At 61.5% G+C, this 17,872-nt stretch carries 18 protein-coding genes and 1 pseudogene; 15 read left to right on the top strand and 4 right to left on the bottom strand.

Annotation, left to right across the window (positions count from 1 at the left end; genetic code table 11):
* Window positions 1-22: 22 nt before the first annotated feature.
* Window positions 23-400 (bottom strand): hypothetical protein, encoded by a 378-nt coding sequence (locus tag ACP7BX_RS24615; protein ID WP_033896314.1) that lies wholly within the window; start codon window positions 398-400, stop codon window positions 23-25.
* Between the two features lie 199 nt (window positions 401-599).
* Between ACP7BX_RS24615 and ACP7BX_RS24610 the strand changes: the two genes are divergently transcribed.
* The 3 genes from ACP7BX_RS24610 (at window position 600) to def (ending at window position 2,449) form a co-directional block, all read left to right on the top strand.
* Complete coding sequence (locus tag ACP7BX_RS24610) at window positions 600-785, top strand: CsbD family protein (RefSeq protein WP_028617689.1); 186 nt, start codon at window positions 600-602, stop codon at window positions 783-785.
* A 170-nt stretch (window positions 786-955) separates the two neighbouring features.
* A complete protein-coding gene (locus tag ACP7BX_RS24605; protein WP_426130932.1) occupies window positions 956-1,906 on the top strand; it encodes a YihY/virulence factor BrkB family protein in 951 nt (316 codons plus the stop codon).
* A gap of 3 nt (window positions 1,907-1,909) precedes the next feature.
* Window positions 1,910-2,449, top strand: coding sequence for a peptide deformylase (def, locus tag ACP7BX_RS24600; RefSeq protein ID WP_016975972.1), 540 nt, complete (start codon window positions 1,910-1,912; stop codon window positions 2,447-2,449).
* A gap of 66 nt (window positions 2,450-2,515) precedes the next feature.
* On the opposite strand, the gene ACP7BX_RS24595 is transcribed toward def, so the two are convergent.
* Together ACP7BX_RS24595 and ACP7BX_RS24590 are read right to left on the bottom strand one after the other, a co-directional pair.
* Complete coding sequence (locus ACP7BX_RS24595) at window positions 2,516-3,334, bottom strand: class I SAM-dependent methyltransferase (protein ID WP_426130934.1); 819 nt, start codon at window positions 3,332-3,334, stop codon at window positions 2,516-2,518.
* 59 nt (window positions 3,335-3,393) lie between these two features.
* Complete coding sequence (locus ACP7BX_RS24590) at window positions 3,394-3,831, bottom strand: GNAT family N-acetyltransferase (RefSeq protein ID WP_426130936.1); 438 nt, start codon at window positions 3,829-3,831, stop codon at window positions 3,394-3,396.
* A 301-nt stretch (window positions 3,832-4,132) separates the two neighbouring features.
* Between ACP7BX_RS24590 and ACP7BX_RS24585 the strand changes: the two genes are divergently transcribed.
* From ACP7BX_RS24585 to ACP7BX_RS24545, 9 genes are all read left to right on the top strand, one after another.
* Complete coding sequence (locus ACP7BX_RS24585; RefSeq protein WP_426130938.1) at window positions 4,133-5,062, top strand: fatty acid desaturase; 930 nt, start codon at window positions 4,133-4,135, stop codon at window positions 5,060-5,062.
* 9 nt (window positions 5,063-5,071) lie between these two features.
* Window positions 5,072-5,863: a phosphate/phosphite/phosphonate ABC transporter substrate-binding protein gene (locus ACP7BX_RS24580; protein WP_426130940.1), complete on the top strand. Its 792-nt coding sequence runs from the start codon at window positions 5,072-5,074 to the stop codon at window positions 5,861-5,863.
* A 108-nt stretch (window positions 5,864-5,971) separates the two neighbouring features.
* Window positions 5,972-6,481, top strand: a complete 510-nt coding sequence (locus ACP7BX_RS24575) for a sigma-70 family RNA polymerase sigma factor (protein ID WP_016975977.1) — start codon at window positions 5,972-5,974, stop codon at window positions 6,479-6,481.
* Window positions 6,478-7,422, top strand: coding sequence for a FecR domain-containing protein (locus tag ACP7BX_RS24570; RefSeq protein WP_426130942.1), 945 nt, complete (start codon window positions 6,478-6,480; stop codon window positions 7,420-7,422). The genes ACP7BX_RS24575 and ACP7BX_RS24570 overlap by 4 nt, the downstream gene beginning before the upstream one ends.
* A gap of 115 nt (window positions 7,423-7,537) precedes the next feature.
* Window positions 7,538-10,174, top strand: a complete 2,637-nt coding sequence (locus ACP7BX_RS24565) for a TonB-dependent receptor domain-containing protein (RefSeq protein WP_426130944.1) — start codon at window positions 7,538-7,540, stop codon at window positions 10,172-10,174.
* 31 nt (window positions 10,175-10,205) lie between these two features.
* Window positions 10,206-11,219: an ABC transporter substrate-binding protein gene (locus ACP7BX_RS24560; RefSeq protein WP_038850570.1), complete on the top strand. Its 1,014-nt coding sequence runs from the start codon at window positions 10,206-10,208 to the stop codon at window positions 11,217-11,219.
* On the top strand, window positions 11,219-12,145 hold the full coding sequence (locus ACP7BX_RS24555; RefSeq protein WP_426130946.1) for an aliphatic sulfonate ABC transporter substrate-binding protein: 927 nt from the start codon (window positions 11,219-11,221) through the stop codon (window positions 12,143-12,145). Before ACP7BX_RS24560 ends, ACP7BX_RS24555 begins: the two co-directional genes overlap by 1 nt.
* 213 nt (window positions 12,146-12,358) lie before the next feature.
* Window positions 12,359-13,363, top strand: a complete 1,005-nt coding sequence (locus tag ACP7BX_RS24550) for an ornithine cyclodeaminase family protein (RefSeq protein WP_426130948.1) — start codon at window positions 12,359-12,361, stop codon at window positions 13,361-13,363.
* Window positions 13,360-14,790: an aromatic amino acid lyase gene (locus tag ACP7BX_RS24545; RefSeq protein WP_426130950.1), complete on the top strand. Its 1,431-nt coding sequence runs from the start codon at window positions 13,360-13,362 to the stop codon at window positions 14,788-14,790. The genes ACP7BX_RS24550 and ACP7BX_RS24545 overlap by 4 nt, the downstream gene beginning before the upstream one ends.
* On the opposite strand, the gene gstA is transcribed toward ACP7BX_RS24545, so the two are convergent.
* Window positions 14,730-15,332 carry a glutathione transferase GstA gene (gene gstA, locus ACP7BX_RS24540; RefSeq protein WP_426130952.1) on the bottom strand — a complete coding sequence of 201 codons (603 nt, stop codon included), beginning with the start codon at window positions 15,330-15,332 and terminating at the stop codon, window positions 14,730-14,732. The genes ACP7BX_RS24545 and gstA overlap by 61 nt on opposite strands.
* A 96-nt stretch (window positions 15,333-15,428) precedes the next feature.
* Between gstA and ACP7BX_RS24535 the strand changes: the two genes are divergently transcribed.
* From ACP7BX_RS24535 to ACP7BX_RS24525, 3 genes and pseudogenes are all read left to right on the top strand, one after another.
* Window positions 15,429-16,298, top strand: a complete 870-nt coding sequence (locus ACP7BX_RS24535) for a LysR family transcriptional regulator (RefSeq protein ID WP_426130954.1) — start codon at window positions 15,429-15,431, stop codon at window positions 16,296-16,298.
* Window positions 16,299-16,465: 167 nt separating this feature from the next.
* Window positions 16,466-17,242, top strand: a pseudogene (locus tag ACP7BX_RS24530) (PAS domain-containing protein); the annotation flags it as partial.
* Complete coding sequence (locus ACP7BX_RS24525) at window positions 17,216-17,785, top strand: methyl-accepting chemotaxis protein (RefSeq protein ID WP_408003533.1); 570 nt, start codon at window positions 17,216-17,218, stop codon at window positions 17,783-17,785. The pseudogene ACP7BX_RS24530 and the gene ACP7BX_RS24525, both read left to right, overlap by 27 nt.
* The last annotated feature ends 87 nt before the right edge of the window (window positions 17,786-17,872 follow it).

Here is a 17,872-nt window from a genome sequence, read left to right as displayed (position 1 = left end):
CGGGGTTTTTTATTGAAGGGGGTTACAGGGCGAAATGCGCGAAGCTCACGTTGGCACCTGTTGGCCGCACATCCTTCAAGAACGAGTCCTTGTCGGCACTCAGCTCCAGCGTGATCTCCGGCTTGCGCTTGTTCGCATTGCGCACCACCAGCCCTTCGATGTGCTCACGCAAAAACGCGGTCGGCACCTTCAGGTGCAGCAACTGGTCGGTCTCGGCGTTGTGCATCAACAGATGGATCCACTCGTACTGGCCCACGGCAATACGGCCCACCGGCAAGTCGAACCACCAGATGTTGCGTTTGCGGTCCAGGTCGGTGAAATGGCAGTTGTTGACGCCGAGTACGGCACCGCCCAGTTCGGTGTTTCGGCGGGCGATGGCCTGTGCTTTATTGAGTTTCATAACCTTCCTACGGATCTGTTATTCAGCAGTTGAGCCTGAATGTGCCGGGCATTCTCAGGGGTTGGCGGCAAAACATAAAGCCAAAACTGCGGCCGGCGATGAAATGCGTGGGCAAAAATAATTGAAACTCTGCCGAACGGCCTCGGGTCAATCTCTAGGTAATGACCAAAACCCTTGATTGTTCTTTCGGAGAAATACCATGAGCAGCACATCTGACAAGGTTAAAGGCGTGGCAAACGAGGCGGTCGGCAATATCAAGCAAGGTGTCGGTAAAGTCACCGGCAACGACAAACTGCGCGCTGAAGGTGTGGTTCAGGAAAAGAAAGGCGAAGTGCAGAAAGCGGTGGGCGACACCAAGGACGCCGTGAAAAAAGCGACCAAGTAAACGCGCTTTCAAGCAGTCCAAACGGCCATCCACGGATGGCCGTTTTTATGTCACATGCTGTGATTAAAGTTTCGAAATTGTTTCAAGGTCGCCAAATAGGCTACCTTGATGTAGAAAACGGCCCCTGAGTCGCCCACGAACTCAACCTTTTTGCGGCGAAAGGAGACGCTATGATTTTTCCGGTTCTCGATGGGCTCAAGCTGCATAAAGTGCTGCTGCGCACCGTCAAGGAATTCGTCGATGACGAAATGCCCACCTACGCCTCGGCACTGGCCTACCAGATGCTGTTCTCGCTGTTTCCCTTCCTGCTGTTCCTGATTGCCCTGATCGGTTTCCTGCACCTGCCGGACTTCTTCACTTGGCTGCGCCTGCAGTCGGAACTGGTGTTGCCGCCCCAGGCCCTGGAGCAGGTCAACCCGGTGATCGACCAGTTGCGGCAATCCAAGGGTGGCCTGCTCTCGGTAGGTATCGTGATCGCGCTGTGGACGGCCTCGGCCGGCGTGCGCCTGATGATGAGCGCGATGAACGCCGCTTATGACGTGGTTGAAGGCCGGCCGATCTGGAAGCGCTTCCCGCTGTCGATTTTCTACACCGTTGGCATCGCCGGCATGTTGCTGGCCGCCGCCGCGCTGATGGTGCTGGGCCCGCAGGTGATGGAATGGCTGGCCGGTCAGATCGGCATGCAGGAATTCGTGGTGACCTTGTGGACCATCCTGCGCTGGCCGTTGATCGTGATTCTGCTGATGTTCGCTGTGGCCCTCATGTACTACGTGATGCCCGACGTCGAGCAGAAATTCCGCTTCATCACCCCAGGCTCGGTGCTGGCGGTGGTGGTGTGGATCGTCGCGTCGCTGGGTTTTGGCTACTACGTCAAAACCTTTGCTGACTACAACGCCATGTATGGCAGTATCGGCGCAATCATCGTGTTGCTCCTGTACTTCTACATTTCCGCCGCCGTGCTGTTGCTGGGTGCGGAGATGAACGCGGTGATCGAGCACATGTCCGCCGAGGGCAAGGATCCGGGTGAAAAAGAATTCGATGAGCCCGGCCACACCGATGAAAAACAGCACGTCTCAGGCCTCGGCCGGGACCACTCCAAGCCCACTGTCGATGAAGTCTGAGCGATGATCCGTGAAATCCTGAAAATGGGCGACGAGCGCCTGCTGCGCATCGCGCCTCCGGTCCCGCCGGAAATGTTCGACAGCCCCGAGCTGTGGCAATTGATCGACGACATGTTCCAGACCATGGAACACGTGGGCGGCGTCGGCCTGGCCGCGCCGCAGATCGGTGTCGACCTGCAATTGGTGATCTTCGGCTTCGAGGCCAGCGAACGCTACCCGGACGCGCCGCCGGTGCCGCAGACTATCCTGATCAACCCGCTGATCACGCCGTTGAGTCCGGTGCTGGAGGAGGGCTATGAAGGCTGCCTGTCCGTGCCGGGTTTGCGGGGGGCGGTGGACCGTTACCAACAGATTCGTTATGAGGGTTTTGACCCAAAGGGCGAGCCGATTGTGCGCATCGCCGAGGGCTTTCATGCGCGGGTGGTGCAACATGAGTGCGATCACCTGATCGGCCGGTTGTACCCGTCGCGGATTACCGACTTCACCAAGTTCGGATTTATCGAAGTGATGTTCCCGGACATGGATCCCACGGCTGACGACTAGCTTTCAAGCCCAATGTATTCCAACTGTGGGAGCCAGCTCCCACAGTTGGAATACATTACAAACGGATTACTGGGTGGGCTTTATGAACCGCAACGTCATCCGATCCGACTCCCCGATCGCCACATACTTCGCCTTATCCTGCTCGCCCAATCTCAGCGTCGGCGGTAACGTCCACACGCCAGCCGGGTAATCCTTGGTGTCCTTCGGATTGGCATTCACCTCGCTCTGTCCCGCCAGCTTGAACCCGGCATCGGTCGCCAGTTTCACCACCTGTGCGGTGGTCAGGTAGCCGCTGTCCTTGATCGCTTCCAGATCCGCCCCATCCTTGGCCCGGTGATCTTCCACGCCCAGCACGCCGCCCGGTTTCAGTACCTGGTAGAACGCACTGAACGTGGCCGGCGCAGTGCCTGCCTCGACCCAGTTATGCACATTGCGGAAGGTCAGTACGGCATCCGCCGACGCCGGCTTGCCGAACACCGGCGCCTTGGGGTCGAACTCGACCACCTCGGCCTTGGCGTAGCGAGCCGGATCAGCCGCGAATTTCTTTTTCAGGTTCTCTTCAGACGTACGCGCGTAGGCGCTGCTGCTCGCCGCCTGCACCGCTGCGACGTAATGCCCATGCTCATTGAGCAACGGCGCCAGCAGTTCGCTGTACCAACCGCCACCGGGGGTAATTTCGATCACCGTCTGCTTGGCGCCCAGGCCAAAGAACTCCAGCGTCTGTTGCGGATGGCGATAGCTGTCGCGGGCGCTGTTGGCCGGGTCGCGCCAATTGCCGGCGAGCGCGCTCTGGTACTGCTGGGCGGTGATGGGTGCGTCGGCTGCCTGGCTCAAGACCGGAACGAGCAGGGCGGTGAGGGAAAGAGCTGCAAGCGTCGTTTTCATGATCATCCTGTAAAGGGCCACTGTGCCGCCGAGGCTAGCATGGGGCCTGCAGGCGCCGATCACACATTATCTGCGGTCGACCTTACCAAACGATCTAAGCCCATCGCGATCATGGGTTTGTTGCGCTTGTAGCGTACCAAGCGTTCGCTGAGGGATTGCGGCAGCACAGTGTCCTGGGTGAAGCCCATCCGGTGATACAACCCTTCCAGGTCCGGATGACACAGCAACCACAGGGTGCCGTCGACATCGGCAACCGCGGCCTCAATCACCCGCGCCGCCAGCCCTTGGCCGCGATAGGCCGGGTCAACGAACACCCCGGTCAGCCATTGCCCTCCCACCACCGGCGTCAGGCACAACCCGGCGACGATCTCTGCGTCCCGCGCCACCCACAAACGCCCACCCTTGAGGGCCTTCATCGACGAATTGTGGTAGCGGTAAAACTTGTTCAGCAGCGGCCACAGCGGCTCTGCCAGCGGTTCGATGTTCAATTCGGGCATGGTGTTCAGGCAGCGTTATCCAGGGCCTTGGATTATAAGCGCCTTCTGCCGGGCAATAGGTGGTATACCCAGTGCTACATCCCCTGTCAGTGGAGCATGCATCATGGCCAAAGGTATGGATTCAAAGAAAGCCGCGAAGAAAAAACCGGCAAAGACCGCCGATGAAAAACGCGCAGACAAAAAGGCCAAGAAGTCTGAAACAGGCCTGTTCGGTCACTGAGTTACAAGCTTAGAACCAAACGATCTGCAAGATTTTCCCGCCTCATTGCACAGAGCAGGAAACACCTGCTCTGAGCGGCTGATGGCAAACTACCTTGATCTGACCCAACGCCGGGAAATCGAAGCCCTGGCCAGCACCTTTATCGCAAGAACCGAATGGCCGACATGGCTGCTGCTGATCGGCGTTTACGCCGGTTGGTTTGCCGTAATCCTGGGCAGCCATTGGCTGGGCCTGGGGTTGAGCCTCTTGTTGCTGATTCCAATCGTGACGCTGTGGCTGTCGGTGCAACACGAATTGCTCCACGGCCATCCCACCCGTTCGTTGCGGCTCAATAAACTGCTTGGTTACGCGCCCTTTGCGGTGTGGTACCCGTACACGCTGTACCGCGACAGCCACTTGCTGCACCACAACGACGAAGACTTGACCTTGCCGGGCATCGACCCGGAAAGCCGTTACCTCAACCAGCAACAATGGGACACCAGTTCGTTGTTCGAGCGTGGCGTGCATTGGCTGACCAAGACGGTTCTGGGTCGCTTTGTGTTGGCCGCCCCCTTGGCAATCGGGCGTTTGGCCCGGCATGAATTCCGGCGCCTGCCCCAAGTGTGGCCGATGTGGCTGGCCCATGGCGTCGTCACCGTGTTGATGCTGAGTTTCATCGCCCACTACAGCGCGCTCTCGGTGTGGCATTACCTGTTGCTGGTCAGCGTGCCGGCCTTGTCCCTGGCGTCGATCCGTTCCTACTATGAACACCGCCCGCACCCGCAGCCGGAGCAACGCACCGTGCTCAACGAAGCGTCCTGGCCGTGGACCTGGCTGTTCCTCAACAACAACCTGCACCTGGTGCACCACGACCTGCCGAAACTGCCCTGGTACTTGCTGCCCACGGTCTACCGTGCCCGACGTGAGCAATGGGTGGCGCGCAGCGGCGGCTTCCTGGTGCAAGGCTACGGCCAGTTGATCAGCCGCCACGGCCTCAAGGCCATCGACAGCCCCCGGCACCCTTTTGCGTGAGAGATGACCATGAGTGACCACTATGCCGAGCTGCTGATGTACGTCGCGCCCGAGCCGATCGAGCAGGCCAACCAGCAGTGGATTGCGCGCATCCTCGACCACCTGAACCTGGGGCGGCGCAATGCCGATCACCTCGACCTGCACGGTCTGTGGCTTGCGCCTGAATTGCTCCTGACCCAGACCTGCGGTTATCCGCTGATGACCCAGCTGCGCGGCCAGGTCCGCGTCATCGGCCGCCCATGCTACGCGCTGCCCCATAGCAGCCAAGGCGAGCATTGCAGCCTGTTGCTGACCCGCGATGACAACCCACGTCACACCCTGGCGGATTTCTACAACAGCCGTGGCGTGATCAACGGCCACGATTCCAACAGCGGCATGAACCTGCTGCGCGAACGCCTGGCACCCTTGCAACGCGACGGGCGCTTCTTCGCCAACGTCGCCATCAGCGGCGCCCACCGCGAGAGCCTGCGTTGGCTGCGCGAAGACCGCGCCGACCTGGCGGCCATCGACAGCGTCACCTACGACTACCTCGCCCGTTTTGCGCCGCAGGAAGTGGCGGCGCTGCGTATCGTCACGCGCAGCGCACCGAGCCCGACCTTGCCCTATATCGGCCCGGTTGGCTTGAGCGATGAGCAGGTGATTCAGATCCGTCAGGCCATGAACCAGGCACTGCAGGATTTACCGCAGGTGGCCGAGACATTGGGCCTGCAAGCCGTACTGCCCGCCAGCGAAGACGACTACCAAGTGCTGTTGGGCTATGAGCGACAGGCCGCCAGCGCGGGCTACCCAGTGCTTCAATAAGGTTATATAAAAATACCTTTTAAATATTATTAAAGAATAAGCAGCCTTGTTAGGATCGCTCCACCGGAACACCGGACATAACGCGCAACCTACTCAGATGGAGCCACTATGTCCGGCGCCGACACTTCTCACAGCGATTACGTGGGCGGATTGTTCCGCAGTCATTACGACTGGCTGTGCAGCCGTTTGCACCGCCACCTCGATTCTCGTGCCCACGCCGAAGACATCGCCGCCGACACCTTCGTCCAGCTGCTGAGTGCGCCGGGTGTGGTGCCCATCCGCCAGCCGCGTGCGCTGCTCACCACCATCGCCCAGCGGCTGATGTATCAACTGTGGCGCCGGCGTGATCTGGAACGGGCCTACCTCGACGCTCTGGATAACGACGAAACCTCCACCGCGCCGTCTCCCGAAGAGCTGGCGCAAATGCTCGAAGCCCTGCAAGCCATCGACCAGTTACTCGACGGCTTGCCGGCCAAGGTCAAGGCGACCTTTTTGCTCTCGCAACTCAATGGTCTGACCTACCCGGAAATCGCCAGCGAACTGGGGATTTCCCAGCGCTCGGTCAGTGACTACATGACCCGCGCCTTCAACCGCTGCCTGCGGCTGTGCCTGGAATGAGCGACGAACTGATCGACAGCGCCACGCGCTGGTACGTGCTGTTGCGCTCCGGCCAAGCGTCGACGGGCGACTGGCAGCGCTATGAACAATGGCGCGCCGCCGACCCGCGTCATGACGCCCTGTGCCGACAGTTGGAAACCCGCTTGGGGGTGTTCCAGGTTCCCCAGGCGCAAGGGGTGAGTGGCAAGGTGTTGCAGCAGGCGCTGGAGGCACCGTCCAGTCGACGGCATGTGTTGCAGGTCGCGCTGGCCGGTGCTGGTGTAGCAGTTGGCGCGGTCTTGCTGGCCAAGCCGCTGGGCTTGCCATTGACTGAACTGACGGCGGATATCCGCACCGGCACCGGCGAGCGCCGCACCGTCGCGTTGGACGATGGCAGCGAATTGCTGCTCAACGCACAAAGCGCGGCCGACATCCAGTTTGATCCGCAACGCCGCCTGATACGTCTGCGCGAGGGCGAGTTGCTGGCCAAGGTCGCCAGCGACCGCATCCGACCTTTTTTGATCCAGACCGACCAGGCGCGTCTGCGCGCCTACGGCACCCGTTTCCTGGTGCGTGAACGGCAAGGGCAGGGCCAGGTGGTTGCCCTCAACGGCGCAGTGGAAATTGACGACCAGCACGGCGAACGCCTGCAACTCGCCGCCGGCCATGAAGTGCATTACGACCGCGCCGGATTCGGCCCGGTGCAGGCCAGTTCCTCCGGGGCCACGGCCTGGGTCGATGGCTTCCTGCAAGTGCGCGACCGGCCACTGGCCGAAGTCATCGACGCACTGCGGCCCTATCACAATGGCGTGCTGCGCCTGGACCCCGCTGTGGCGGGCCTGCGTGTCAGCGGCTTGTACCGGCTCGACAACCCCCAGCAAATCCTCGACACCCTGGCGCGCACCTTGCCGATCCACATCACCCGCCGCAGCGGTTTTTGGGTGACCGTCAATGCTGCGTGACCTCGGTTCTATCGACATAACCAAACGATCTGCAAGTTTTCCCCCCGCCGTCCCACATCACTCCCGTAAGCGCTGCGGGGAGCAGCGCCGTCGAGTTTCCTTGGGGGGAGCCAAAGTGAATCAGTTCAACCGTGTGCCGCTTCGAACCTTTGCCCTGGTGCCGTTCGCCAGCCTGTTGTTGTCGTTTGCCGCGAGTGCCGAAGAGGTGCGCCAGGTCTATCACATTGCACCTGGCCCGTTGGATGAAGTGCTGCTGAACATCAGCCGCCAAAGCGGCCAGGTGATCTCGTTTACGCCGCAATTGGGTAACTATTCCTCGGCCAGCGTGGACGGTTCTCTGTCGGCGCAACAGGCGGTGGACGCCGCGCTCAAGGGCACCGGCCTGCAAGTCCAGGTGAGCCCGGACGGCGCGTTCATCATCAAGGAAGGCGCGAGCAAAAACGCGACCAGCAACGTCAACGCGCAAACCCGTGCAGCTCAAGCACCGACCCTGGACCGCGTGGTCGCCATCGGCACCCGGCGCAGCGACGCCACCGCCTTGACCAGCGCCGCGCCGGTGGATGTGATCAACGCCGAAGAACTCAAGCAGACCGGCGCCACCAGCCTCAACCAGGCGCTGTTCCAACTGCTGCCGTCGTTCAACTTCCCGCAGAACCAGAGCGCCACCCGTGGCCAAAACCCCAAGGGTGCGTCCCTGCGTGGCTTGGCGCCGGACCAGACGCTGGTGCTGATCAACGGCAAGCGCCGCCATGCCTCGGCGGTGGTGAACATCTCCGGTGGCGTGCCGTTCATTGGCGCGCAGCCGGTGGACCTGGACATGATCCCCATCAGCAGCATCGACCACGTCGAAGTGCTGCGCGATGGCGCCTCGGCGCAATACGGCTCGGATGCGGTGGCGGGCGTGGTCAATATCGTGCTCAAGGAGCGTGACAGCGGCGGCCAGGTCAACACCCAACTGGGCAAGTACGCACAGGGCGACGGTTTCAGCAAAACCACTGACGGTTGGTACGGCCTGGGGTTGCCGGGGGATGGTTTCCTGACCCTGAGCTTCAACACCCTCAACAATAAACCCACCGACATTGGTGACAAATACGTCGCCGACGGCCAACTGCAAGACCCGCGCTGGGGCGGTGCCGGGCGCGATAAATTCAACCTGGCGGCCAACGCCGAAGTCGGCCTGAGCGACCAATGGCGCCTCTACAGTTTCGCCACCTTTGGCCAGGACAAATCGGTAAACAACACGCCGCCGTTGCTGGCGAATAATCCGAATAACGTGCCGGGCATTTACCCCAACGGCACCATTCCCAAATACCGCTACCGCTATGAAGACGGCGCACTCACCGTCGGCACCCGCTATGAAGACGACACGCTTGGCCGCTTTGACCTCAGCGCCACCTATGGTCGCGATAAACACGATGAGTTGGCTTTCAACACCGTCAACCCGAGCTACGGCCTGAACAGCCCGACCAAGTTTGACGTGGCGACACTGGTCAACGAGCAGACCAACCTTGGCCTGGATTACGCCAAGGACCTGGACGTCAACTGGTCGAGTCATCCGCTGACCGTCTCGGCGGGCATTGCCTACCGCCATGAGCAGTATCGTCTGGAGGAGGGCGACTACGAGTCCTACTCCTTTGGCGGCATCAACGGTGTGCAAGTCGGCGCGGTGCAAGCCTCCGGTCTCACACCAGACGACGCCGGCACCTACAAGCGGGATGTCGGCGGCGTTTACTTTGGCCTTGAGCACCAGCTCACCGAAAAATTCCAAGTCGGCCTGGCGGGGCGTACCGAGCACTACTCGGACTTCGGTTCGGCCACCACCGGTAAGCTGTCGGCGCGGTATGACTTCACGCCGCAGGTGGGCTTGCGCGCCACGGTGAACAACTCCTTTCGTGCGCCGACCCTGGGCCAGATCGGCACGTCGTGGACCACCACCACCAACGTCGACATCAACGGCAACCCGGTGCTCACGCGCATGTTGCCCGCCGACAACCCGGCTGCCCGTGCGCTGGGCGCCGAGCCGCTCAAACCGGAAAAATCCACCAATTACTCCTTGGGCCTGGTGTTGCGCCCGGTCGAAAACGCTTCGTTGACCATCGACGCCTACCAGATCTCGATTCGTGATCGCCTGCTCTACAGCGGCGGTATTTCCGGGCCGCGTGCCGAACAGATCCTGCAACAAGCCGGGTTTGGCCAGTACACCTGGGCGCAGTTCATGACCAACGCGGCCAACACCCGCACCCGTGGCGTCGACATTGTCGGCAAGTACAACCTGGACCTGGCGCAGTACGGCGCATTGAGCCTGTCGGCCGGCTACACCAAGGCGCGCACCACGATCGAGAAGGTCCACGAAAACCCCAACGGCTTCGACATCCTCACCCGCGAAGCCCGTGGCTTTCTCGAACACGGTTACCCCGAAGACAAGCTGGTGCTCGGCGCGACCCACCGCATCGGCGCATGGACCATCGCCCTCAGCGAAACCCGCTACGGCGAATACCGCAAATACGCCGCCAGCGAAGCCAACGCCCAGTACGACCAGACCTTCGGCGCACAGTGGAACACCGACCTGGACGTGAACTACGCCTTCACTAAACAACTGCGCTTGTCAGTCGGCGCCAACAACCTGTTCGACAGCAAGCCCGACGACTTCAACACCCGTCTGCGCCAGACCCCGGGCCAGCAGTACAGCTACCTGTCGCCGTCGGCGCCGGAAGGGGCGTTTTACTACACGCGGCTCAGTTATGACTTTTAACGAACATCACCGCACAACTATGAGGTTGCCGATGAAGCATCTGAAAAAACTCCTGGGCGGTGGTCTGCTGGCCCTGAGCCTGCTGACCCCAGCCGCCCACGCCGCCGAAGCTGTCAAACCCATTCACTTCGGTGACATCACCTGGGAAAGCGGCAGCCTGATCACTGAAGTGCTGCGCCTGATCGTCGAGAAAGGCTACGGCCTGCCGACCGACACCTTGCCCGGCAGCACCGTGAGCCTGGAAGCCGCCCTGGCCAAGGACGATATCCAGGTGATCGGTGAAGAGTGGGCCGGGCGCAGTCCGGCGTGGGTCAAGGCGGAAAACGAAGGCAAAGTGTTTGGCCTCGGTGACACGGTCAAAGGCGCCACCGAAGGCTGGTGGGTGCCGGAGTTCGTGATCAAGGGCGATGCCGCGCGCGGTATCAAGCCGCTGGCGCCGGACTTGAAGTCGGTGGCCGACCTGCCGCGCTACAAGGATGTGTTCCGCGACCCCGAAGACCCGAGCCGTGGGCGCTTCCTCAACAGCCCCACCGGCTGGACCTCGGAAATCGTCAACAGCCAGAAACTCAAGGCCTACAAACTCACTGACAGCTTCGTCAACTTCCGCACCGGCTCCGGCGCGGCGCTGGATGCCGAAGTGGCGTCGTCGATCCGTCGTGGTAAACCCGTGTTGTTCTACTACTGGTCGCCGACGCCGCTGTTGGGCCGGTTCAAGCTGGTCAAGCTGGAGGAGCCGCCCTTCAACGCCGAAGCCTGGAAGACCCTGTCCGACGCGAAAAACCCCAACCCCATTGGCACCCGCTCGATGCCGGCGCGCCTGGCCATTGGTGTGTCGGCACCGTTCAAGGCGCAGTACCCGCAACTGGTGAGCGTGTTTGAAAAGGTCGACCTGCCGATTGACCTGCTTAACGGTATCCTCGGGGAAATGAGCGAGAAACGCACTCCGCCCCGCCAAGTGGCTGAAGCCTTCCTCAAAGACCATCCAGACGTCTGGCAACAATGGGTGCCAGCCGATGTGGCGGCCAAGCTGAAGGGGGCGCTCTGATGCTTAAAATATTCGCTGCTGCGGTACTTTCACTGGTTGCCGCTCAGGTGCTGGCGGCTGAACCGGCCACGCTGCGCATCGGCTACCAGAAAAGCTCGGTGAGCATGGTGCTGGCCCGTGAGCACAAACTCTTCGAGGACGCGTTGCCCGGTACCCAGGTGCAGTGGATCGAGTTCCTCGGCGGCCCGCCGCTGATCGAGGCGCTGAACGGCGGCAGCCTGGACATCGGCAATATCGGCGATATCCCGCCGATCTTCGCCCAGGCCGCTGGCATCGATTTGCAGTACTTCGCTGTGGAACCCAACGAAGGCAAGACCGAAGCGGTGTTGGTGCCCAAAGCCAGCAGCGTGCAGAGCGTGGCCGAACTCAAGGGTAAGCGCGTGGCACTGCTCAAGGGCTCCAGCGCCCACAACCTGTTCCTGAAAAGCCTGCTGCGCGCCGGCTTGCAATGGAAGGATGTGAACGTGGTGTACCTGTCGCCGTCCGATGGCCGCGCTGCGTTCGAGCAAGGCAAAGTCGACGCGTGGGTGGTGTGGGACCCGTACTACTCCGCGGCCGTGGTCGACGGTTCCGCCCGCGTGTTGGGCGACGGCCAGGGCCTCAATCCGGCGGGCAGTTTCTTCGTGGTCAGCAGCCCATTTGCCAAGCAATATCCGCAGTCCATTGGCGCGATCATCAAGACGTTGGCCAAGGCGCAGCGCCTGTCCCTCGACCAGCCCGAAGAAAGCATCGCACTGATGGCCAAGACCCTGGGCCTGCAACCGGCCGTGGTCAAAAGCTACTTCGAACACCGCTCGCCCGCGCCGATTCGCCCGTTGGAAGCGGTTGACGTCGGCAACCAACAACGCACCGCCGACCTGTTTTTTGCTAACGGCCTGATCCCGAAAAAGGTCGATGTGCAGCAGGCGGTATTCAAGGCGCCCTGAATAGTCTGTGACTGCTTTCTGTGGTGGAAAAGGTTTGTTGTGGCGAGCGGGCTTGCCCCGCGTTGGACTGCGGAGCAGACCCAAAACTGTCACCACAGTGTGCCTGACGCACCGCGGTGGCTTGGATAGGGGCCGCTTCGCAGCCCAACGCGGGGCAAGCCCGCTCGCCACAAGGTAAAGCGCACTCATCCAAATTTAATCAGTGAGCAGACCATGCAACCGATCTACATCGATTTTCTCAACGGCCTGGACATCGACGAACTGGGCCTCACCAACGACGAGATCCTCACCGCCATCGAAGCCAGCCTGGCGATCCAGGGCCGGGGCGAGGCGGTGATCGAGCCGCGTACCCACCTGATTCCCGGCGGCGAGATCAACGGCCACTTCAACGTACTGCGCGGTGTACTCGGCGGCGATATTGGCTATGCGGGCGTCAAAGTGGTGGGGGATTTTGTCGACAACTACCGCAGGGGCTTGCCCTCGGAATTGGCGATCCTCAACCTGCTGGACCCGGCCACCGGGATTCCCAAGGCGATCCTGGATGCCTCGGCGATCACCGATATGCGCACCGGTGCCATTACGGCCATCGGCGCCAAATACCTGGCCCGGCCCGACAGCAAAGTGCTGGCGCACATTGGCGCGCGTGGTACGGCGTATTGGAACGTGCGCTTGCTGGATCACCTGTTCGACTTCGACGAAATTCGCGTGCACTCACGTCGCAGCGAAAGCCGCGAAGCCTTCGCGGAGCGCCTGCGCAAGGACCTGGGAAAACCCGTGATCGTCACCGACGATTGGGAGTCCACCGTGCGTGGCGCCGACATCGTGGTCGAGGCGTCGAGGCTGGATCAGCCCGAGCCCTTGTTGCGCACCGAGTGGATCAAACCCGGCGCCTTTGTGGTGCCCTACGGCACCATGAGCGCGGTGGAATTGTCGCTGACCGACATCATGAGCAAGCTGGTAGTCGATGATTGGGGCCAGTGCAAAGGCGGGCTTTTTGGCGCGCTACGTGCTCATGTCGACGCTGGCAAACTCAGTGCCGAAACCCTGCATGCCGAGCTGGGCCAGATCGTGGCCGGCTTGAAAACCGGCCGGGAAACCGCCGAGGAAACCATCCTGTTCTGGCACCGTGGCCTGAGCCTCAGTGATATCGCGCTGGGCCATGCACTGTTGGAGAAAGCCAAGCGCCTGGGGATTGGCCAGCGGTTGCGCTGGGCATGATTCACTTCGATCCCCAAGGTTTAGCCCTGGCAGATTTGCTTGCGATTGCCCGGCAGGATGTGCCGGCGGATTTCTCTGTGCAGGCCCGTCAGCGCATCGATGAAGGCCACCAGTTGTTGGTGAAACTGGCGGCTGAAGGCACGCCAATTTACGGCGTAAACACCGGCCTCGGTGCAGCGGTGGATACACCGGTGGCGCCCGTGCAGGCGAGTATTCCGTTGGGGCGCGCGGTGGGTGTCGGACGTTTGGCCAATCGTCAGGAGCTACGCGCCATTACCGCCGCGCGGCTGGCAGGATTGGCTCAGGGGCGTTCGGGTATTTCAGCGCAAGCTGCGCAGGCGTTGCTGGATTTACTTAACTCGGGTGCCGAACCGCAAGTGCCGTTACTCGGCTCGTTGGGCGAGAGCGACCTGGCGCCCTTGGCACACTTGAGTCTGTCGCTTTCGGTGCCATTGACCGGAAAGGACGGGCTGGCGCTGGTCTCGGCAAATGCCGCCAGTGTCGGGCTCGGCGCATTGCTGGTCGCCGAGGCACAGCAAGTGTTGGCAGCGGTGCTGGCGGCGCTGGCGTTATCGTGCGAGGGCTATCGGGCCAACCTCAGTCCGTTCCAGCCATGGGCTTCGCGCCTGCGGCCGGCACCGGGGCAAACCGAGCAGTCGGCGGTGTTGTTGCAGTTGCTGGCGGGCGGTGAGCTGGCGGACAGCCCGCGTCGTCTGCAGGACCCCTTGAGCTTCCGCTGTGCCACGGTGGTCCAGGGTGCGGCGCAGCAGGCGTTGCAGCAGTTGCATAAGCTGGTCGAACTGGAATTGCGCAGCGGTGCGGATAACCCGGCGTTGATCAGCGAAGAGGCGCTTGTGTTAGCCACGGCGAATTTCGACAGCACCCACTTGGCGCTGGCCGCTGAAGGGTTGGGCCTGGCGCTCAATCGAGTGGCCGCGTGCAGCGCCGAGCGGATTGCCAAATTACTATCTCCAGCTTCGAGTGATCTGCCGCGTTTCCTGATCACTCAACCCGGTCATGTCGGTATGGCCGCCTTGCAGCGCACCAGTTCAGCGTTGGTCGCGGAAATCGGGCACCTGGCCAATCCACTGCCGGCGGTGAGCGTGCCGGTGGCGGACCGTGTTGAAGACTATGCGGGCCAGGCGCTGGCCGTGGTCGACAAGACCCGTCGCTTGACCGAGCGGGTGTTGTGGCTGGCCAGTATTGAACTGATTGTTGCCGCGCAGGCGGTGGACTTGCGCGGCGAGCTACGTTTAGGTGAAGGCGCTCGGCAGATCCATGAAACCGTGCGTAGCCAGGTGGCCCACCTGGACCAGGATCGCTCGGGTTCGGTGGATGTGCTGGCGTTGAGTGCCTTCATCTCGACTCATGGGTTTTCGGCGGCCAACGCCGCAATCACCGCCGGTCGCTCACCCACCCGCTGCTGAAACGCCGCCAGCGCCGGCCACTCACCCAAATCAATCGCATGAAACGCCGCCCAACGCAGCACCACGAACAGGTAGGCATCCGCCACCGAGTACTGCGCACCCAACAGGTAATCCTGGCGCTCCAGCGTCTGCACCAGCACCGCGAAGCGCTTGAACAGGGTGGCCTGGAATGAGGCCTTCACCTCGCCCTGGATCGCGCCGTTGAAGAACACCGCCAAGCCGCCATGAATCTCGGTGGCGATGAAGTTCAGCCATTCCTGCAGACGCACGCGTTCCCAGCTGCCAGTGGCCGGCGCCAGGTCAGCGGTGGGTTTCAGGTCGGCCAGGTATTGCAGGATCGCGCTGGCTTCGGTCAGCACCTGGCCGTTGTCCAGTTTCAGCGCAGCAACGTAGCCCTTGGGGTTGATCTGCAGGAAGTCGTCGCCGTCGGCGGTGGTCTTGGCTTGGTTATCCACCAGGACCAGGTCGAACGGCAGCGCCAATTCGCGCAGCACGATATGCGGGGCGAGGGAACAGGCGTGGGGGAAGAAATACAGTTTCATCTGGGGCAGCTCCGTTGAATTTGCGCCAGTCTCGCGGGCGTGGCACCGTGCGTAAAATTAAACGTTCAGACCCCCGCCATAAGGACAGCTACTGCCATGATGAACCTGATGCACTGGCGCTTGCTGGTGGCCGTGGCCGATCACGGCAGCATCACCGCCGCCGCCGAACGGGTGGGCATGACCCAATCCGCCGCCAGCCAGGCCATGGCCGGTATGGAGGCGACGCTGGGTGCGCAGTTGTTTACCCGTGAACCGCGCAAAACCCTGCCCACCGCCTTGGGCTTGAGTGTGATCGAGCAGGCACGGGTGATGCTTGGGGCCTTGCAGGCGATTCGCAGCACCGTGGACGAAGCCAGACCGATGCTGCGTGGGACGATTCGCATCGCCAGTTTCCCCATGGTGCTGGCGACGTTTCTGACACCCGCTTTGCAGCGTTTTGCGCAGCTCTATCCCGGTATCGAGGTCACCACCCTGGATGTCACTGACAACGAAGTGCTCACCCTGCTCGACACTGGCCTTATCGATTTAGGCGTGGTGCTCAACCCCACGCCCGAGCGCAACGCGACGGTGCTGGGCCGTGACTTATGGACGGCCGTGCTGCCAGTGGCGCATGCGCTGGCGCAACGCCCGGCGGATGCCACGGTGTCGCTTGAGGAACTGCTTGAGCAGCCTTTCGTGCTGGCTACCGGTGGCTGCACCGCCAATGCCCGCAGCCTGGGCGCCGCCGCAGGGCTGACCCTGCGCGATATCCGCGTTGAGGTGCGTGAATGGAACAGTGCCTTCAGCCTGGTACGTGAGGGCGTCGGCGTCACACTGGTGCCGGAAATGGCCTTGCCGTCCCAGCGCAAGGGCTTGCGCGTGATGGCGTTGGATGTGCCGCTGCACCGCGAATTTGCCTTGGTCGGCTCGCCGGACCGCCCACCGTCAGCCGCCGCGCTCGCATTGTTAAAAATGCTGGCTGACTAGTGGCCTTGCATAGCGCCAAGCCCTGTCTATGCTCACCCAGAACCGTTGATGACGCTTGGCATATAAAGCGATTTGGATGGTTATTTCCCCATGAAGGTGTGCCAGCAATATCCAACAAATGAATGGAATGCGCCTTCCAGGCGCCGGGAATCTAGGGTGATCTGACCATGTTCAACCGCCATCACAAATCCGACCTGCAAGAAATCGAACGTTTCTCCTGCGCCCTCACCGAATCCAACGCCAAACTGGCCGCCATCAGCCGTTCCATGGCCATGATCGAGTTCGACCCCAGTGGCGTGATCCTCGACGCCAACGACAACTTCTGCAAAACCATGGGTTACAGCGCCGAGGAAATACGCGGCAAACATCACCGCCTGTTTTGCGACGAGCCCTACACCCATACCGACGCCTACGCCAAGCTATGGCGCGACCTGGCGCGGGGCGAGGCCCTCAGTGGCACCTTCATGCGCTTGAACAAGCACGGCCAGGAAGTGTGGCTGGAAGCCAGCTACATGCCGGTGCTGGACAAGGACAACCACGTGCAGAGCGTGATCAAAGTCGCCTCGGATATCACGGCGCGGGTCCATCACGAACATGAAAACCAGAGCCTGATCGATGCCATTGGCCGTTCCATGGCGGTGATCGAGTTCACCCCGCAGGGCCAGATCCTCAACGCCAACGAAAACTTCCTGAAGACCGTGCAGTACTCCCTGGATGAAATCGTCGGCCAGCACCACAGCCTGTTCTGCCACCGCAACGAAGTGGAATCGCCGGCCTACAAGGCGTTCTGGGCGTCGCTCAATCGCGGCGAATACCACTCGCACCGCTTCGAGCGCAAAAACAAGTACGGCAAGACCCTGTTCCTGGAAGCGTCCTACAACCCGATCTTCGACACCAATGGGCGCCTGTACAAAGTGGTGAAGTTCGCCAGCGACATCACTGACCAGGTCACCACCTTGCGCACCGCCGCCGACTCGGCCCACGCCACCTCGGTGCAAAACGACGCCTGCGCCCGCAAGGGCTCGGAGGTGGTGCAGCAAACCGTGCAGATCATCGAGGAAATTTCCCACGACCTGAACCAGGCGGCGCAGAGCATCGATGCGGTCAGCAAACAATCGGACATCATCGGTTCTATCGTGCAGACCATCCGCAGCATTGCCGAGCAGACCAACATGCTCGCGCTCAACGCTGCGATCGAAGCGGCACGGGCCGGGGAGCACGGGCGCGGCTTTGCCGTGGTGGCTGACGAGGTGCGCAGCCTGGCGGCGCGAACCAGCCAGGCGACGGTGGAAATCGTCGATGTGGTGCGCAAGAACCACGACTTGTCGCTGAGCGCGGTATCGAGCATGCAATCGAGCTTGAGCCGCACGGGCTTGGGGGTGGAATTGGCGAATGAAGCGGGGCAGGTGATCCTGGAAATTCAGGAAGGGTCACGGCATGTGGTGGATGCGATCGGGCAGTTCAATTCGACGTTGCAGCTGCAATAAACGCATTGTCATCTTGATAAGCCGATCATTGTGGGAGCATGCCTGCGAAAGCATCACCTCGGTACATCAGAAACACCGAGTGATCCG

Source organism: Pseudomonas sp. DWP3-1-3b3 (genome assembly GCF_049896305.1).
Classification (GTDB): Bacteria; Pseudomonadota; Gammaproteobacteria; order Pseudomonadales; family Pseudomonadaceae; genus Aquipseudomonas; species Aquipseudomonas azotoformans_A.
The sequence above is the reverse complement of the archived record's forward strand: the minus strand, read 5'-3'. Positions and strand labels throughout refer to the sequence as shown.

Coding starts and splice junctions, on each gene's coding strand:
- ACP7BX_RS24580 (WP_426130940.1), top strand. CDS start 5,072: ATGAGTGACCACTATGCCGAGCTGCTGATGTACGTCGCGCCCGAGCCG.
- ACP7BX_RS24595 (WP_426130934.1), bottom strand. CDS start 3,334: ATGAAAACGACGCTTGCAGCTCTTTCCCTCACCGCCCTGCTCGTTCCG.
- ACP7BX_RS24615 (WP_033896314.1), bottom strand. CDS start 400: ATGAAACTCAATAAAGCACAGGCCATCGCCCGCCGAAACACCGAACTG.
- def (WP_016975972.1), top strand. CDS start 1,910: ATGATCCGTGAAATCCTGAAAATGGGCGACGAGCGCCTGCTGCGCATC.
- ACP7BX_RS24575 (WP_016975977.1), top strand. CDS start 5,972: ATGTCCGGCGCCGACACTTCTCACAGCGATTACGTGGGCGGATTGTTC.
- ACP7BX_RS24535 (WP_426130954.1), top strand. CDS start 15,429: ATGATGAACCTGATGCACTGGCGCTTGCTGGTGGCCGTGGCCGATCAC.
- ACP7BX_RS24550 (WP_426130948.1), top strand. CDS start 12,359: ATGCAACCGATCTACATCGATTTTCTCAACGGCCTGGACATCGACGAA.
- ACP7BX_RS24585 (WP_426130938.1), top strand. CDS start 4,133: ATGGCAAACTACCTTGATCTGACCCAACGCCGGGAAATCGAAGCCCTG.
- ACP7BX_RS24610 (WP_028617689.1), top strand. CDS start 600: ATGAGCAGCACATCTGACAAGGTTAAAGGCGTGGCAAACGAGGCGGTC.
- ACP7BX_RS24605 (WP_426130932.1), top strand. CDS start 956: ATGATTTTTCCGGTTCTCGATGGGCTCAAGCTGCATAAAGTGCTGCTG.
- ACP7BX_RS24570 (WP_426130942.1), top strand. CDS start 6,478: ATGAGCGACGAACTGATCGACAGCGCCACGCGCTGGTACGTGCTGTTG.
- ACP7BX_RS24590 (WP_426130936.1), bottom strand. CDS start 3,831: ATGCCCGAATTGAACATCGAACCGCTGGCAGAGCCGCTGTGGCCGCTG.
- ACP7BX_RS24555 (WP_426130946.1), top strand. CDS start 11,219: ATGCTTAAAATATTCGCTGCTGCGGTACTTTCACTGGTTGCCGCTCAG.
- ACP7BX_RS24560 (WP_038850570.1), top strand. CDS start 10,206: ATGAAGCATCTGAAAAAACTCCTGGGCGGTGGTCTGCTGGCCCTGAGC.
- ACP7BX_RS24545 (WP_426130950.1), top strand. CDS start 13,360: ATGATTCACTTCGATCCCCAAGGTTTAGCCCTGGCAGATTTGCTTGCG.
- gstA (WP_426130952.1), bottom strand. CDS start 15,332: ATGAAACTGTATTTCTTCCCCCACGCCTGTTCCCTCGCCCCGCATATC.